This window comes from Paenibacillus sp. FSL R5-0749 (genome assembly GCF_038595085.1).
GTDB lineage: Bacteria > Bacillota > Bacilli > Paenibacillales > Paenibacillaceae > Paenibacillus.
Genome location: NZ_CP152005.1, coordinates 3,393,366 through 3,410,324 on the forward strand (window position 1 = coordinate 3,393,366; position 16,959 = coordinate 3,410,324).

Genomic DNA, 16,959 nt, shown 5'->3' on the forward strand with positions numbered 1-16,959 from the left:
TTGCTCACCTACTTGTTAGTATTGTCGTGCCATACGATGTTAACTTTGATCCCACCTGATTCAGAATGATCATAGGCCAGTCCTGATCCATCACCATAGAGAAAAGACAAGCGTTGGTGGACATTCCATGTGCCACATCCCATGTTCTCATCCAGCGGTTTGGTAAGATTATTCCTTAATTGTTCAAGCTGTTCATCAGACATGCCAAGCCCGCTATCCTCCACTGTAATCGTGTACACATCATTCTCGCAATCGGCATAAATTTTGATCTCACCATTCTCGGATCTGGGTTCCAAACCATGAATAATAGCGTTCTCAATAATAGGCTGAAGGGTCAGTCTGGGAACTGTTTTATCCAAAATAGCATGGGGGACGTCGATTGTAAAATGCATTCGTTCCAATCGCAGTGACTGAATTTCCAAATAATTTTTGACCATCGTCAACTCTTCCCGAAGCGTGGCTTGATCCTTTTCAGACCTGGTTATGTATCGGTAATACTCTCCCAGATTAAGTGCCATGGCTACCACAGCTTTCTCATTTTTCATTCGGGCCATGTTCTTGATATAGAAGAGACAGTTATAGAGAAAATGCGGATTAATCTGCGATTGAAGCTGTTTAAGCGTGGCTTCGCGACTTCTCAATTTTTCCTCGTATACATTCTCGATTAACTCTTGAATTCGTTGTGCCATGATGTTGAAACGTGCAAATAAAAGACTAAATTCATTCCTCGCCGTATGATGCAACCGAACGGAAAAATCCCCGGTGGATAAACGATTCGTTCCTTTCACTAACTGTAGAAGTGGAAGTTGCACACTGCGATAGAGTGTATACAGCACAACAACGCTCATCACGATCAGAACCGCAATTGAAGCGTAAAAGAGATTCCGGCTGCTCGTAATCGGTTTTAATATTTGCTGCATGGGAACATAGTCAACATAGTACCAGCCAAGGCTCTTGGATTGAATGTAAGAGACGTAATATTCCGTCTTGTTCAACGTTGTGCTGAATCCACCACTGGTTTTCAGATCTGCTTCTTTCAGAGAAGGCAGGATGGCCTTCAAGGTATCCTTTCCGGAGCTATTACTGATTAAACCATAATCCGGGTGGAACATAAACGGATCACCCTTGTTGTTTAACTTGTTTTGATTCAGCAGTGCGGTTAAATGGTAATCCGGAAAACTGATTTTGGTAATTAACCGAGCTTTGCCGGGTTTCGCCATCGCTGTCGTTGGATCGGTCGTATACCAGATAAACTGATGATCGGCATAGGTCCACGACTGGGACAGCGGCTCCGTGAATTCGTTATCCCTATAGGGAATATAGGCATAATAATCCGTTGATATCACTTTCTTCATCCGGGGGAAGTACAGCGTAATCGTCGAGTGCCATTTACTCGCTGCGTTATACAGATTCATCTTCTCCAGAATGGCGCTTCCGACTTTTACACGTTCATAAGGTACGTCCTTGTAGTCGGGACGTTGATATTCCTGAATACTGGAATCTTGTCCAATAGACATTCCATATAATGACAATTGGTATATATTGGATTCTACTGAATCCGCAAACGTCGAAAGATGATTCATCGTGTTGTTCTGGATCTCATGTTCGATAACTCGTACGCTTTCCCGGTTCGAGTACGTGTAGAGAAACAATACCAAAATAAGCAGCATCACAAACAACAATGTAATTTTGGTAAAGACATTCATGCGTGTGAGCAAAGTTCAACCTCCTTAATCTCATTAAAATAGTGATATCGTTGTTGCAATATTAGGATATAGATCGCAAATTTCCATTGCTATAATTTTAATATACAAGTTCACGATGACTTGTAAAATATAAATTTTAGAACATGGGGGATGCAGGAGTGAAGGAACATACGTTAGAAACGCCGCATAAACGGCGCTCCACCAGGGTCAAACAGCGCTGGAATATGCAACGGAATTGGACCTTGCATATGATGCTCGTACCAGCCGTATTGCTGGCACTGGTGTTTCAGTACATACCGATGGGCGGCATTGTAATTGCTTTTCAGGATTTTAAGCCTTACTTGGGATTTTCTGAATCCAAATGGGTTGGTTGGGACAATTTTAGATATTTATTCTTATATCCGGATGTAGGTCAGGTGATCTGGAATACACTAGTCATTGCATTTTTCAAAATCATCGCGGGACTGTTCGCCCCATTTTTGTTTGCCATTTTGCTCAATGAAGTTCGCTTGACGGCATTCAAAAGAGTGAGTCAAACGCTTGTGTATCTGCCACATTTCCTGTCATGGGTTATTCTTGGTGGGATTCTGCTCGACATCCTGTCTCCTCAGGGCGGCATGGTGAACCAGCTTGTCGTAGCCTTTGGAGGAGAACCGATCTTCTTCTTGGGAGATGGTACATGGTTCCGTATTACGCTAATCGTCAGCGATGTCTGGAAAGAATTTGGTTTTGGTACGATCGTATTTCTGGCTTCTCTATCCGGAATCAATCCTGCGCTCTACGAGGCTGCCGAGGTGGATGGGGCCAACCGTTTCAAACAGACGCTGCACATTACAATTCCAGCATTGATGCCAATCACAATTGTATTGATGACGCTCTCTATCGGCAATATCCTGAACGCCGGATTTGATCAGGTGTTCAACTTGTACAATCCACTTGTGTATGACAAAGGCGACATCATTGACACCTTTGTATATCGACTCGGAATCTTAAACGGGAAGATGAGTTTTGCCACAGCAGTGGGGTTATTCAAATCAGTGGTGGCTACCATTTTGATTGTTATATCGTACAGAATGGCTTACAAACTGGCTAATTATCGAGTTTTCTAGAGAGGAGAAAAGGGCTTGTATTATAAAACAAAAGGATACCGCATATTTAGCATCGCTAACTATACTTTTCTTGGGATATTATCGTTACTCTGTATTTTACCAATTATTCATATATTGGCTGTTTCATTCAGCAGTATGGCGCCGGCATCATCGAATCTGGTCAGCTTCTGGCCCATTGGTTTCACAACGGACGCTTATGTGAAAACCTTCGGAAATTCAAATTTCATCAACTCGCTTCTGGTGTCTCTTAAACGGACTGTGCTTGCCACGATCATCGGTATGGTCATCATGCTCATTACCGCATTTCCGTTGTCGAAGGAAGATATCAGCTTTAAAGGTCGCTCGTTGTATACATGGTTCTTTGTATTCACCATTTTGTTCAGCGGCGGTCTGATTCCCAGTTACATTCTGATTCAGAAGCTTGGTCTGATGAATACGATCTGGGCGCTTATTCTGCCCGGCGCGCTGTCCGTGTGGAACGTCATTCTGATGATGAACTTCTTCCGTGGTCTGCCGAAAGAACTTGAAGAAGCAGCCTATCTGGATGGAGCAGGTCATATCAAAACGTTGATTCTGGTCTACGTCCCACTGTCGCTACCGGCAATCGCAACCTTGTCTTTGTTTACAATGGTGTATCAGTGGAACTCCTGGTTCGACGGAATGATCTACATGTCTGATATTAAAAACTATCCGCTTGCTTCTCTGTTACAGACTATTATTGTTCAGCAAGATCTCAGCAAAATCAACGTGGATCCTTCCATGTTGGAGAATATCTCGCAGCGGACCGTACGCGCAGCACAGATCTTTATCGGTGCGCTTCCGATTCTGATGGTATACCCGTTTTTACAACGTTTCTTCGTAAAGGGAATTGTTATTGGAGCAGTCAAGGAATAGCTAGATTATGCAAGGATAACTGAGCTGAGGGAGGAAGTAAGATGAGAAGAGGACTGGCATGGTTGGTCGCATCAAGTTTAATGGCTTCACTTGTTTATCCAGCAACTGCTGGAGCAGAAATTGTAAAGGGTCAAGCGGAGGTGGGAAATGTGCAGGCGAAAAGCCTGCACTCCTCTGTTCCCTATACAGACCTCACCGGGCATTGGTCACAATCTGCAGTTACACGGTTGCAAGAGTTGAATGTATTGAAAGGTTATACGAACGGTACATTCAAGCCTAATCAGGAAATTAGCCGAGCTGAATTCGTTATGATTTTGGATCGGGCCTTTGGTTTCACGGGTAAAGCGACGATTGATTCGTATGCGGATATGACTTCAGACGATTGGTACTATGATGTAATGGTACGAGCGAATGGTTCCGGCATCATCGAAGGCACAGACCGTAAACATCTCTCACCGCAAAAACCGATTACCCGCCAAGATGCAGCGGTTATGGTAGATCGAGCGTTTCAGCTTTCAACGATTACAGGTGAAGATAATGAACGATTGGAATTTCAGGATGCAGATGATATTTCCAGTTATTCAAAGAAAGCGCTTACCTATCTGGTGAAAGAAAATATTTTAAATGGCTTCCAAGGTAAATTAAATCCGAAATCTCCGATTACACGAGCAGAGACAGCGGCCATGTTGTCGGCGATGATTACCGATCTGAAAAGTGCTCCTGGTATATATGAGTCCCGGGTGGATGGCAACTTGATTATTAAATCGACGGATGTCACGTTAAAAAATATGATCGTCAATGGAAATCTTCTGCTGGCAGAAGGAATAGGTGAGGGTTCTGTGGTGCTCCAAGGCGTAACCGTTACAGGAAGTGTCATCATTAAAGGCGGAGGCAGTCATTCCATCGACATTAGCAACTCCAAGTTGAATCGAGTGGTCGTTGACAAACGGGGTGAACCCGTCAGAGTTGCCATTGCGGGAGAAAGTAACATTCAGGATCTGCATGTCATGCAAAAATCCATTCTGGAAATCTCTTCAGACAGCCTCATTAATTCTATGAATATTCATGCAGAAGCGACTCAGACCCGAGTGGATACCAAAGGTACGATTCAACAATTAAGTGTTGATGCGAATGATGTTGTTATTAATGGAGAGAAAGTGAAACAAGGTTTGCGTACATCCATGGCAGGGGAAGTTCAGCAACCTGCATCGTCACAGCCTGGGGATTCTACGAGTGTGGCAAACACGCCAACGCAATCTGCTCCAGGAGGGCAAACACCATCCAACCCATCGACACCAAGCAATCCTGCGGGTGAAAAACCGGTGCCTGCTACAACGATTCCGCATGATCAATGGGAACTGGTCTGGAATGATGAGTTCAACGGGCCTGCGATTGATGCCTCCAAATGGACCGTGCAGGATACAGGTCTGGTTTATAATAATGAAATGCAGTATTACAGCCCGGATAACACTCGTATTACGAAAGATCAGAACCGAAGCGTATTACAGATTGAAGCGAAAAAAGGTCCGAAAAATGGTAAGGATTACAGCTCTGGCAAACTGATCTCTATGGGAAAAGGCGACTGGACCTACGGTAAAGTGGTAGTACGTGCGAAGCTTCCTATTGAAAAAGGCATGTGGCCTGCCATCTGGATGATGCCTACGGATGAAGCACATTATGGCGGATGGCCGGCATCTGGTGAGATCGACATTATGGAGCTCATTGGTGGCAATGAGAGTAATAACAAGGTATATAGCACATTGCACTATGATAGTGTGAAGCCTGATGGTTCCCATGGACATGATCAGGGAAGCCTTACTCTTCCGGAGGGAGAAACGTTTGCTGACGATTATCATGATTTCCAGGTGGAATGGTTGCCGGGCATGATCCGCTTTTATGTAGACGGTAAACTGCATCATGAAGTGACTAACTGGCAAACCAAGGCCGCGGGCCAACCTGAGTATTATACGTTCCCTGCACCATTCGATCGTCCATTCTATCTGATTCTGAATCTGGCAGTTGGCGGAGACTGGCCGGGCTCCCCTGAGAGCGACTTCACTTCTGAAACGATGAATGTTGATTTTGTACGTGTGTACTCTTATAAGAATCTCAACACATGGCCTGATGTAACAACCAATCCCATCGAGCCTGTACAACAGCGTGAACCACAAGCCGATGGCAATCTAATCTACAATGATCGTTTTACGGAAGGGTCTGAAGAAAATGGAGTGCCTCTACAGTGGAAATTTATTACGAATGCTGACGGAGCGGGCAGTGTGCAAGTTGTAGAGGATGAGCAGAAAGGCAAAGCAGCACAAGTTAGTATTGATGCATCAGGGACTGAGAACTATTCGGTTCAACTTACTCAGATGCCCATGTACATCAAGAAAAACAAAAAGTACAAGATACAGTTTGATGCGAAGGCTTCTGCTAACCGCACGATTATGTCCAAAGTGAACCAATTCGAAAAGAGTTGGACGAATTATTCGGGTGATAACACCTTTGAACTCACGACTGATTGGCAATCCTATGACTATACCTTCAATATGCGGGATGGATCAGATAATAATGCCAGATTCGAATTTAATTTGGGATTGGATGATAAAACCGTTTGGCTTGCCAATGTTCGACTGATTGAAGTGGGTGAGGCTGATCCATTAGTTGTAGAACGAGATACACTGGCTGATGGCAATTTCATCTACAATGGAACGTTTGATCAAGGTAAAGAGCGTCTGGGATTCTGGACCACCAGTGTTCAGGAGAATGCTGAAGCCAAAATCAGCGTGAATAACTTCTTGAAATTCCCGATTATGGAGCGCCAACTGGTTGTGGATGTTACGCAGACAAATGGTGAACCACAACAGGTTTCGGTGAACCAACCGGAGTTGCAACTGGAGGCGAATTCAACGTATGGATTCTCCTTTGATGCCAAGGCAGATTCACCACGAAGTATGGATATCGATCTTGCCAGCAGTAATGGGCATACGGTGCAGGTTCATCAAGGACAAAACCTCTCATTGAGCCAAGAAATGAAAACGTATACCGGAGAGATCATCGTTGGAGATGGGCCAGCAATCGCACAATCCGAACTTAGACTGTTATTCGGAAGTTCCAACGGCAAGGTATATGTGGACAATGTGCGTCTGACCAAACGAGGCAAACCGCTGTCCGTGAATGGCTACGCACATATCCCTGCAACCGAAGCCTGGATGATGCAAGGTTTGCAACTGGAGGACTCCGTCGAAGGCGGCAAACACGTCAGCTACATGGATCAGGGAGATCTGTTGCAATATAAAATCAATGTAGCCCAAGAGGGGGAATATGTACTCTCTGCCCGAATGGCCAGTGGTAAAAGTGATTCTGAAGTACGATTCAGCATTCAGGATGAACAAGGTACAATTTTTGCTCAGTCCGAAGTGAATCTCGGAGACACAGGGGGATGGCAAACGTACAAAACCGTGTATTTCCCAGGGGTCAACTTGGCAGCAGGCAAATCATATTATGTGAATTTTGAAGGAGCAAATTATAATACCCGTTGGGTGGATATCTCACTAAACAAAGTTCAAAACAGCAAGCTTACAGCGGATCTGAATCATTGGGAGCTGACTCCTGATCATCTGACAGCTTCACATGACGAGGGCAAAGGATTAACGATCAACTTGCCGGGAACAAGTGAACAATGGTGGGAGGCTTTGCTGCAACAAGGTCAGATCGAACTGGATGCAAATAAATCATATCGACTTACCTTCGAGGCATCTGCTTCCAGTCCTAAATCTATGCAAGCGGTCCTTTCTCAGCATGCAGGGGATTTTGTGAAGTATTTCGAAGAAGAAGTGGAATTAACTTCTGATCCACAGTCGTATAGTTATACCGTCACCATGGGAGATACTTCTGATTCGGCAGCCGTACTTGCATTCGGACTAGGATATCCGTTACCTGCAGGTGAACACTCGATTAACATCCATAACATTCAGTTATATGAAGTTAATCCGAATGCAGATCAAGGAGGGCAACCAGCTCATGTTAATCTTATTTCCAATGGAGACTTCTCCAAAGGTAAAGACAGTTGGTTTACCTACGCGGATGGTAATGCAGCTGATCTTGAGATGCAAGTTAGCAATCAACAGCTTCTTGCCAAGATTGGTAATGCTGGACAGAACCCCTGGGATCGTCAAGTCATCAATGAAGGATTTGGCATACAGCAAGGTTTTAAATACAAATTAACGTTTAAAGCCAAAGCAGAGAAGTCCAGAAAAGTGGGTTTGGGAATTGGATGGGTCGACGCAGCTGCCAACTATGAATGGCATGGATTCTTTGGGGCACGAGTTGATTTGACTCCAGAAGAACAGGAGTTCACGTTTACATTTGATGCAACAGAAGCCAGCTATGCGAATACTCGCATCTCATTTGATCTGGGTAACATCGACGGCGCAGAAGACGGTAACACAACTGTCTCTTTGTCCGATGTCAGCTTGATTAATCTGGGTCCTGCCAATTAGCTTCTACTCTCATCCTCTTAGTAGCTAAAAACGTAGAATAAAGTTGCCTTATAGTGACATCATAAAGAGGTAGTACACATCTCAGTTTCCAGAGGAGGATCTCTTTTATGGCTGACCAGAAGAAACGAAAAGAAGCTGCCTGGAAGTCACGAAAGCAAGAACAGCATCCCCATGGTAAAATCAAATCGCTAAAAGAATTATCCAGCGAGTATGAAGAGAAACCTACTACGAATTAAACGAAAGACTGCCAGTGAACATTGCTGGCAGTCTTTTTATACGTTGTAAACATGGAGTGCTAAGTGTATACACATTGTCCTAAAAACGAATGAACATAAGATATAGTGTAGATATAGTTCGTAAATAACTGTGAACAAATTATCAAATCGTTGACATTGCATGTTATTTTAATTAGAATACGAAATGGACTTCAGGTTAAAACAGAGATGAGTATCTTTATGTTTCGTTTTTATGTTTCGTATAGAGCATAGCTGTTAAATCTTTAATCCTAACGACGAATATGGGAGCGTTAATAATACAATCCTATATGAAGATTAGGATTTTTTGATTTTAGCTTGGAGTATAAATTGAAAGTTGGAGGCTGGCTTTAGCATGGACAATTGGTTCAAACTAAAAGAAAGAGGTACGAGCATTCCCACAGAGATTATCGCGGGGATTACAACATTCTTTACAATGGTATACATAGTGATCGTAAACCCAGGTATACTTAGCAGCACGGGCATGGACTTTAACGGAGTATTCATAGCAACGGTACTGGCAAGTATTGTCGGAACCCTGATTATGGGCATATGGTCCAATTATCCCATCGTCATCGCGCCGGGTATGGGACTGAACGCATTCTTTGCATATAGCGTCGTTGCCGGGTATGACGTGTCTTGGCAGGTTGCACTGGGAGCGGTATTTATCGCAGGGATTTTGTTTATTATTTTATCACTTACTTCATTCCGTTACATGTTGCTAGATGCCATTCCTGCAAGCTTAAAACATGCCATAACCGCAGGGATCGGATTGTTTATTACAACGGTAGGTCTTCAAAATGCCGGCATTATTGCCGATTCGGAATCGAATTTGATTACAATCGGCAACCTGGCTGAGCCAATGGCTTATCTGACTATTATCGGATTGATTATTACCGTTGTGCTGATGGCTTACAAAGTGAAGGGTTACCTGTTCATCGGCATGGTGGTTACAGCGATACTTTCCTGGATCATGGGACTATTCCAAATGCCGGAATCCATTGTATCCATGCCGCAAGGTCTCTCGTCAACGGCTTTGCAACTGGATCTGGCAGGTGTATTCTCGAATGGCTTGTATACAATCATATTTACGTTCCTGCTGATCACACTGTTTGATACGACGGGCACGATGCTCGGCGTTGCCGAACAAGCAGGATTGCTGAAGGAAGGTAAATTTCCACGCTCGCGTGGCGCACTATTGGCAGATGCCGTAGGAACAACCAGTGGCGCTTTGCTCGGAACAAGCCCAACCTCAGCTTACATCGAGTCGAGCACAGGGGTGGCTGCAGGAGGAAGAACGGGACTGACGGCGGTAACGGTAAGTGTGCTTCTTGCTCTGACGTTGTTCTTCACACCGATCGTAAGTGTAATTTCAAGCATTCCGGCGATCACTTCTCCGGCACTGATCATTGTTGGCTACTTTATGATTAACGTTATCAGCAAAATCAAATGGGATGATCTCGAAGAAGCATTTCCTGCTTTCCTGATTATCATCCTTACTCCGCTCACGCATAGTATTGCAACAGGGATTGGCGTAGGCTTTATCTTCTATCCAGTACTCAAGTTGCTTCGTGGCAAAGGTAAAGATGTTCATCCAATCTTCTATATCTTTGCAGTATTGTTCTTCATTCAGCTTGTATTCCTGGACCACTAAAAATGGTCTAAACCCTAAAGAGAACTGCTCTAACAAGCAGTTCTCTTTTTTTGCAGTTCATATTCCGTTCATATTCCCGTCACGAAGGGGACATCTTACATGGTTACACTATATCTATGCTGCAAGAGCGGCTCTACAGATATAGAGACAGGAGAAGATGGATGTGGGAAAAACAGAAGATACAACAATAACGGGGACTAAGGGGCGTAAAAGACGGAAGCTATGGTTGAAAATAATGGGTGGTATTATCGGCGCAGTGGTACTGTTTATGGGTATCACGTTTGTTGTTCATACCATCAGTAATGGGATTGAGAAAAAGAAAATTGAATCATATGGCCAATATGTTAATGTCGATGGAAAAAAAATGAATGTATCCATTCAAGGCAGCGGTGAACAAACGATTGTGCTTTTGCCTGGGCAAGGAACCCCATCACCAGTGATTGACTTCAAATTGTTAATCGATGAATTAACTTCTGATTACAGAGTTGTAGCAATCGAACCTTTCGGTTATGGTTTAAGTGACCAAACCGATTCGGAGAGAACAACGGAGAATATCGTCAGTGAAGTTCATGAAGCTGTACAACAGCTTGGGATTAACCGCTACATTCTGATGGGCCATTCCATCACGGGACTATACGCAGCGACGTATGTGAACACGTATCCGGATGAAGTTTCCGCTTTTGTCGGGATCGACAGCAGTGTTCCGAATCAACCTGGGATGGATGTTAAATTACCTTTGAACTTAATGAAATTTCTTAAACAATCAGGGCTGATGAGAGTACTTGCAAAAGTAAGCGGTGATTCAGATGCATCACTTGCATACGACGAACATACCAGAGAACAGATGAGGTTGATCTCGAATCAAGTCTCAACTAATCCGACAATGATCAATGAGCTTGAACACTTGGGTTCCAATTTCAAAAATGGAGAAAACCTCACTTACCCTCGTGATATGCCAATGCTTCTATTCGTTCAATCCAATAACGAGCATAATCCACAATGGATTCCGCTGCACGAAGAGCAAGCGAAACAGTCTGCACAGGGCAAGATGATCCCGATGGAAGGTTCACATTACCTGCATCATACGAAATATAAAGAGATCGCTGAAGAGTTCAAATCTTACATGAAACAACTCCAATAGAGATTGATCATTATTGAACTACGGTACCGAAATGGGTACCGTGGTTTTTTCTGATACAAGCAGCAAATTTACTGAACCAATTGTGCCATATCCGGCTGTAATTTGGTTCGCAAAGCATATAACATGATGGCCCCTACAAGAAACGCGACGGCATCCGCAATAACAAGTGACCAGATCACTCCATGAAATCCATTCAGTTGATTCGCGATATACAATACAGGAATCAGCGTAATTCCTTGAATAATGGACATCACAAAAGCGGCAGTTCCTTGGGCTGTAGCTTGGAAAATTCCAATAAACAACGAAGTCAATCCTGTAATAAACAAGGATAAGAAGGTCACATGGAGAATATAGCTACCCATTTCAATTAATTGTGGATCAGTCGTAAATAAACCAATCAAGTGGTCAGAAATCAGATAAACGATAACGCCGAACAGGACAGCCAGGGCCAGAATCGTTTTAATCGTGAATCCAATGGTTTGTTTCATGCGTAATTTGTTCGCTGTAAATGAGAAGGCAATCAACGGCACGACTCCCTCGCACAGACCCATCAGAATAAACTCAGGAAACTGCAACAAACGCGATGAAATCCCATACCCTGCAATGGCCTGATCCCCATATTCGACAAGAAAAAGGTTAAGAATAAGCGACATGGCACCCAAGAAAACACTCATAACAAAGACGGGAACTCCGATTTTGAACACATTGCTCACAATCTCCTTAGTAACCTTGAACCATTTCAAGGAGACGGTTAAGAACGGGCTCTTATAACTGATGTGGAAAGCGTAGAATGCACTTGCAACCATGTTGGAGATGACCGTTGCAGATGCGACACCAATCACGCCCCAATGGAACACAAAGATGAATAGCGCATCAAGAATAATATTCACCACAACACTGAGCATCATGCCGATCATTGACGTGATTGCTGAACCTTCTGAGCGCACGATATTCTCCAACGTGAAAAACAAGATGACAAATGGAGAACCGATAAGCATGATCGTGACATACTCTTTCGTAAATCCGAAGGAGTCGGGCGTTGCCCCCAGCCCATGAACAATAGGCCCGATCAAAGGGAGACCAACAGCTAGTACGATAAGTCCAAGAACTAAACTGCTGTAAAAGGCAAATGAAGAGACATGCTTCAGATCATCCACTTTTTTCTCACCCAACAAACGAGAGATGAATGTGCCGCTACCTATGCCTATTAAGTTGCCTAGCGCCATAATGACTGCGAATAATGGCAACGTTAGGGCGAGCGCGGTTAACATGGCCGTATTGCCCAATGTACCAAGGAAATAGGCATTCAAGATGGAATAGATGACACTCATTGACGTGCCCAGCATCATCGGGATAGCGAAGTGAGCTACAGCTTTGGCGATTGGTGCTTTTTCAAAGTAATGGAGGTTTTCTGCATCCATGTGGATCACTACTTTCATCATTAATTTTTGATTTAATCTAACACCGTTAGATTGAACCTTACAGTGTTAGATGTTATCATGAACTTATGAACCTGTAAAGCATAAACTTACACTGTTAGATTAAAGGGCGGATAACGATGAAAAAACAACAGCCTCAGATTTCGGAAGATAAGATCTTGGAAACCTCGTGGGAGCTTTTGGGCGAAGAGGGTATTGAGAAATTCAGCATGAGGCGCTTGGCAGACAAGCTGGGCATTCAGGCTCCATCTCTATATTGGTACTTCAAGAGCAAGCAGGCACTTTACCAGCGGTTAGCCAACCAGATATCAAAAATTATTTTGGATGAATTTCAGACTGATGGGAACTGGAAGGAACAGATGGAAGGGCTTGCGATAACTGTACGGAATGTACTCAGCCGATACCCGTGTTCTACCCAGCTCATGATGATGACACTACCCCACGAACCGGACATGATCCGGTTCACCAACCGCATATTGCTCTGCATGGAATCGACGCCACTAGAGCAAGAACAAAAACTACAGGCAGTACTCACGCTTGTGAACTATGTGTTTTACTTCGTTCTGGACAATTACCAGCATCAGCGTAATATCTCTGCTGTTGTTAAGGACAACGAGGAACTTCAGGGTGAAGAGATGATTCACCTTCTGGACGCCATGAGTGAGAAGGAAGCTGGAATATTCAGCAGGATGTATAAGAGCGGTATGTTTGAGGTGATGGGAACTGACGGAGCGTTCGAGTTCGGCTTGAAGCTTATATTGTTGGGGATCGAACAAGTGGTCAAGGAGCAGGAGAAGTAGGTGTGTGAAGCAATGGAGACAGTAACGAGGATTACTGAATGGTAATTAGATAGGTAAAATAACAAAGAATGATAACAACAACCTGCTAAAACAGTGGTTAGTTGGTGTTATCATTCTTTGTTGTTCGAGAATCAAGATGATGATTCTATCGGAAGCTGTAACGCCAGTAATTTTAAAAAGGTTACGGCAATTTAATTACCCTTCGGCATTTTGCTCTCATCCATATACAGCAGGTTCCATCGGTGACCGTCCAGGTCGGCAAATCCTGCGCCATACATCCAGGCGTCCGTTTCACCCGGCTTGCCAAAGATGGTTCCTCCGGCAATCTCTACTTTTCGAATAAAAGCATCAACTTCCTCTTTGCTGTCAGCACCAATGGAAAATATAACTTCTGCGCTGTGAGAAGTATCTGTGATTTTTGAACCTGTAAATTTCTCAAACGCTACATCTGGAAACAGCATGATCGTTGTTTGGCCAATGACAAGCTGGGCTCTCTCGTTACCAACATTCTTCCCATGGAATCCAATCTCATTGAAAAAGGTAGTGGATTTCACAACGTCTTTCACCGGCAGGTTGATCCAGATATTTTGTGACATGGCTGCAGCCTCCTAGAGTATATTTTGAACACTCTTACTATACTCTACTTAAATCCATAATTACATAATCGGGTACATGCGATTATGTAAGAGTTAGAAATAACCGGTATAATGAAGGACCGATTTATCCAACGAAGAGGAAAGCACCTGGGGAGAGTTTATTGATAAAGATGGAAATACAGTCAAGGTATCAGGTACACAGACGTATGATACAAGTCACAAGATTATGCGCTGGGTCACGTTCCGTGATTGGATCAAACATTAATATTCGGACTGGGATAAAACACCGTTCAATCCTTTATCTCCTTCGATCATTAGTGTTTGTCGAAAAAAACATAGTGTCTGAAACAAACAATCTCGGAATATTCCTCCGAATGGTTCTAATTAGTGTTACACAATTTAATAATCTTCCATCCAAAGTCGCTTAATTAGCGACTTTTTTTGTTTTAATAACCTCAAGACTTGACCTACAGTTAACTCTATGTCTTATACTCCGATTAGGCTTGCAAAATTATATGAGGAATTGGAGATTTTATTTATCATGGCGAAGAGCACGAATTGGAATGTTTTTGGACTCGCAATACTACTAGGTTTATTTTCTACATTAGGTCCATTTACGATTGATATGTATTTACCGGCTTTCCCGGAGATTGCACAAAATATGAATACAACGGCATCACTTGTACAATTTAGTCTTACTGCTTGTTTGTTAGGACTAGGTGTAGGACAACTCGTTATGGGTCCTTTGAGTGATGCGTACGGTAGACGGAGACCATTGTTGATCTGCATGGCAGCCTACATTATTTGTTCCTTGGCATGTGCGTTTGCTCCGAATATCGGACTATTGATTTTGTTTCGTTTCACGCAAGGATTTGCGGCATCAGCAGGAATTGTCATTTCCCGTGCGATAGCTAGAGATCTATATAGTGGACATGAGCTCACTAAATTTTTCTCTTTGCTGTTGCTTGTAGGGAATTTGGGGCCTTTGGCAGCACCGATTGCGGGAAGTGGCATTCTTTCCTTCACCACATGGATTGGCGTGTTTATCTCGCTTTCATTCCTGGGGATTTTCTTATTGATCATGACCAAGTGGAGCTTAAAAGAAACACACCCGGCCGAAAGACGTATGGTTCCCGACTTCAAACAGCAATTGGGTAATTACAGAATGCTTCTGCGTGACCGCACGTTTGTTGGCTATATGCTCGCACAGGGAATCATGACGGCAGGGGTCTTTGCTTATGTAGCAGGAACACCTTTTATTTACCAAAATATATATGGTGTTACGCCCACAGTATTTGCTATATTGTTTGCTTCGAATGGAATCAGCTTGATCATCGGTTCTCAAATTGTGGGTCGATTGGCCAAACGTATCCCTGAGCAAACGCTTCTACTATCCGGGCTATGGCTTGCTTTAATAGCAAGTGTCGCGGCTTTGGTGGTAACTTTGGTTCATGGTCCACTTTTCGCTTTGGTCATTCCATTGTTCTTCTTCGTGTGCTCAATCGGCATTACGTCTACAGCGGCATTCCCGTTGGCTATGGAAAGTCAAGCTAAGATGGCCGGAAGTGCTGCAGCACTGCTCGGCGTTGTTCCTTTTCTACTGGGTGCATTGGTTGCTCCTCTGGTCGGGATCGCAGGTGAGGACACTGCCGTCCCGTTAGGACTCACTTTGTTAATGACCAGTGTCATTGCCATTGTTACTTATTTTCTACTCGTTAAAAAAATCTCGCAGCATACACCTAATCATGCCCAGTCTAATGCTGACTTTTAATATAGAAGGAACAGCTCGCCAAGGATTGGCGTGAGGCGTGAGGCATAATGAATATGATTCCATTACAAGTCGCTAACATAGCGGCTTTTTTTGGTTTTTCGTACTGAGCGCTCACTGCTTCAACTGGTATAGGTTTAATCTCTCTTGTACAGCGTTCAGGACTTCCTCCGGAACTTCCTTGACTTTGATATCTTCACCTAGAAAAAGCAACCAATTGGTGATTTCAGTTAATTCGTCTATGTTATGAACGTTCATAAATGCCTTTAGAAGGGCTGTAGTTTGGTACGGATTCGTATAGGAAATTGAAAACTTTAAAGGATGGTACTTTTTATATTGGGCAATCGCCTTTGGGCCAAGTTCCAGAACAAGGTTGATGACCTCTTCCTGCGCATTTCGTTTTAGTTGTTCTACAATCTTTTTCGTACTCCGTCTGTTTTTCGTTGGGTATGCTTCTACACGGATGAGGTTGTCGACAGATATGATGCGTCTATTTTCTTCCTCCAAGTCAAAACCTTCAATGATCCAATGGCCTTTTTGATGATGAAGGTGTAAGAGCACGATGGGATAGGACTTTGTTTTTTTCTCTTCTTGGACAGTAACTAACAAATAACGTTCGATAAGCAAAATTTGGATGAGTTTCTCCAAGGTAGGGTGGGGCAGGTCTGACAGATCTAACAAGTCTGGATTATGGGGATTGGTCCCCTCAAAAAGCAATATTTGATTCAGATGCACAAGGTCATCTTGCTGATTCTCTGAGATAAGGCCCAACAATTTTTCAGCCAAAGATTGACGACTCTTCAGATAAGGAAGCTGTTGATTTCTTGTCGCCATAAAGGCAATGAATAACGCTTTGATTTCATTATCGGTAAACCGGACCGTAGGCAGAAGGGAGTTGTTCATGACAAAATAACCCCCGTCGCGCCCAACTTCAGCGACTAGTGGCATTCCCATCGCTTCAATTTCTCTGATATCTCGAATGGCTGTCGAACGCGAAATATTAAATTCTCGCATGATTTCAGAAATGGTAAAGTGCGCTCGGTTATTGATATACCTCGTGATGATATTAATGCGTTCAACTTTCTTCATTGGCCCCCCT

12 protein-coding genes are annotated in these 16,959 nt (G+C 43.5%); 8 read left to right on the forward strand and 4 right to left on the reverse strand.

Going from position 1 to position 16,959, the window contains the following annotated elements; translation table 11 throughout:
- Window positions 1-8 precede the first annotated feature (8 nt).
- Entirely contained in the window at window positions 9-1,718 is a 1,710-nt protein-coding gene (locus MKY85_RS15005) for a histidine kinase (protein WP_339242820.1), read from the reverse strand.
- A gap of 212 nt (window positions 1,719-1,930) precedes the next feature.
- On the opposite strand from MKY85_RS15005, the gene MKY85_RS15010 reads away from it, so the two are divergent.
- From MKY85_RS15010 to MKY85_RS15035, 6 genes are all read left to right on the forward strand, one after another.
- Window positions 1,931-2,815 (forward strand): ABC transporter permease subunit, encoded by an 885-nt coding sequence (locus MKY85_RS15010; protein ID WP_253442589.1) that lies wholly within the window; start codon window positions 1,931-1,933, stop codon window positions 2,813-2,815.
- Window positions 2,816-2,830: 15 nt separating this feature from the next.
- Entirely contained in the window at window positions 2,831-3,709 is an 879-nt protein-coding gene (locus MKY85_RS15015; protein ID WP_253435956.1) for a carbohydrate ABC transporter permease, read from the forward strand.
- Window positions 3,710-3,750: 41 nt separating this feature from the next.
- A complete protein-coding gene (locus MKY85_RS15020) occupies window positions 3,751-8,208 on the forward strand; it encodes a carbohydrate binding domain-containing protein (RefSeq protein ID WP_342569872.1) in 4,458 nt (1,485 codons plus the stop codon).
- 107 nt (window positions 8,209-8,315) lie between these two features.
- A complete protein-coding gene (locus MKY85_RS15025) occupies window positions 8,316-8,444 on the forward strand; it encodes a DUF6254 family protein (protein ID WP_219845137.1) in 129 nt (42 codons plus the stop codon).
- A 373-nt stretch (window positions 8,445-8,817) separates the two neighbouring features.
- Complete coding sequence (locus MKY85_RS15030) at window positions 8,818-10,116, forward strand: NCS2 family permease (RefSeq protein ID WP_342569881.1); 1,299 nt, start codon at window positions 8,818-8,820, stop codon at window positions 10,114-10,116.
- Window positions 10,117-10,273: 157 nt separating this feature from the next.
- Window positions 10,274-11,257: an alpha/beta hydrolase gene (locus MKY85_RS15035; protein WP_342569882.1), complete on the forward strand. Its 984-nt coding sequence runs from the start codon at window positions 10,274-10,276 to the stop codon at window positions 11,255-11,257.
- A 68-nt stretch (window positions 11,258-11,325) separates the two neighbouring features.
- On the opposite strand, the gene MKY85_RS15040 is transcribed toward MKY85_RS15035, so the two are convergent.
- Entirely contained in the window at window positions 11,326-12,678 is a 1,353-nt protein-coding gene (locus MKY85_RS15040; protein ID WP_342569885.1) for an MATE family efflux transporter, read from the reverse strand.
- A gap of 137 nt (window positions 12,679-12,815) precedes the next feature.
- On the opposite strand from MKY85_RS15040, the gene MKY85_RS15045 reads away from it, so the two are divergent.
- The gene (locus MKY85_RS15045) at window positions 12,816-13,496 is read left to right on the forward strand and encodes a TetR/AcrR family transcriptional regulator C-terminal domain-containing protein (protein ID WP_339255236.1); all 681 of its coding nucleotides are present in this window, start codon (window positions 12,816-12,818) and stop codon (window positions 13,494-13,496) included.
- Window positions 13,497-13,687: 191 nt separating this feature from the next.
- On the opposite strand, the gene MKY85_RS15050 is transcribed toward MKY85_RS15045, so the two are convergent.
- Window positions 13,688-14,092: a VOC family protein gene (locus MKY85_RS15050; protein ID WP_342569887.1), complete on the reverse strand. Its 405-nt coding sequence runs from the start codon at window positions 14,090-14,092 to the stop codon at window positions 13,688-13,690.
- Between the two features lie 541 nt (window positions 14,093-14,633).
- On the opposite strand from MKY85_RS15050, the gene MKY85_RS15055 reads away from it, so the two are divergent.
- Window positions 14,634-15,863 (forward strand): multidrug effflux MFS transporter, encoded by a 1,230-nt coding sequence (locus MKY85_RS15055; protein ID WP_342569889.1) that lies wholly within the window; start codon window positions 14,634-14,636, stop codon window positions 15,861-15,863.
- Between the two features lie 111 nt (window positions 15,864-15,974).
- Here the strand turns inward: MKY85_RS15055 and MKY85_RS15060 are convergent, their stop codons facing one another.
- Window positions 15,975-16,949 (reverse strand): HTH domain-containing protein, encoded by a 975-nt coding sequence (locus MKY85_RS15060; protein WP_342569890.1) that lies wholly within the window; start codon window positions 16,947-16,949, stop codon window positions 15,975-15,977.
- Between the last annotated feature and the right edge of the window lie 10 nt (window positions 16,950-16,959).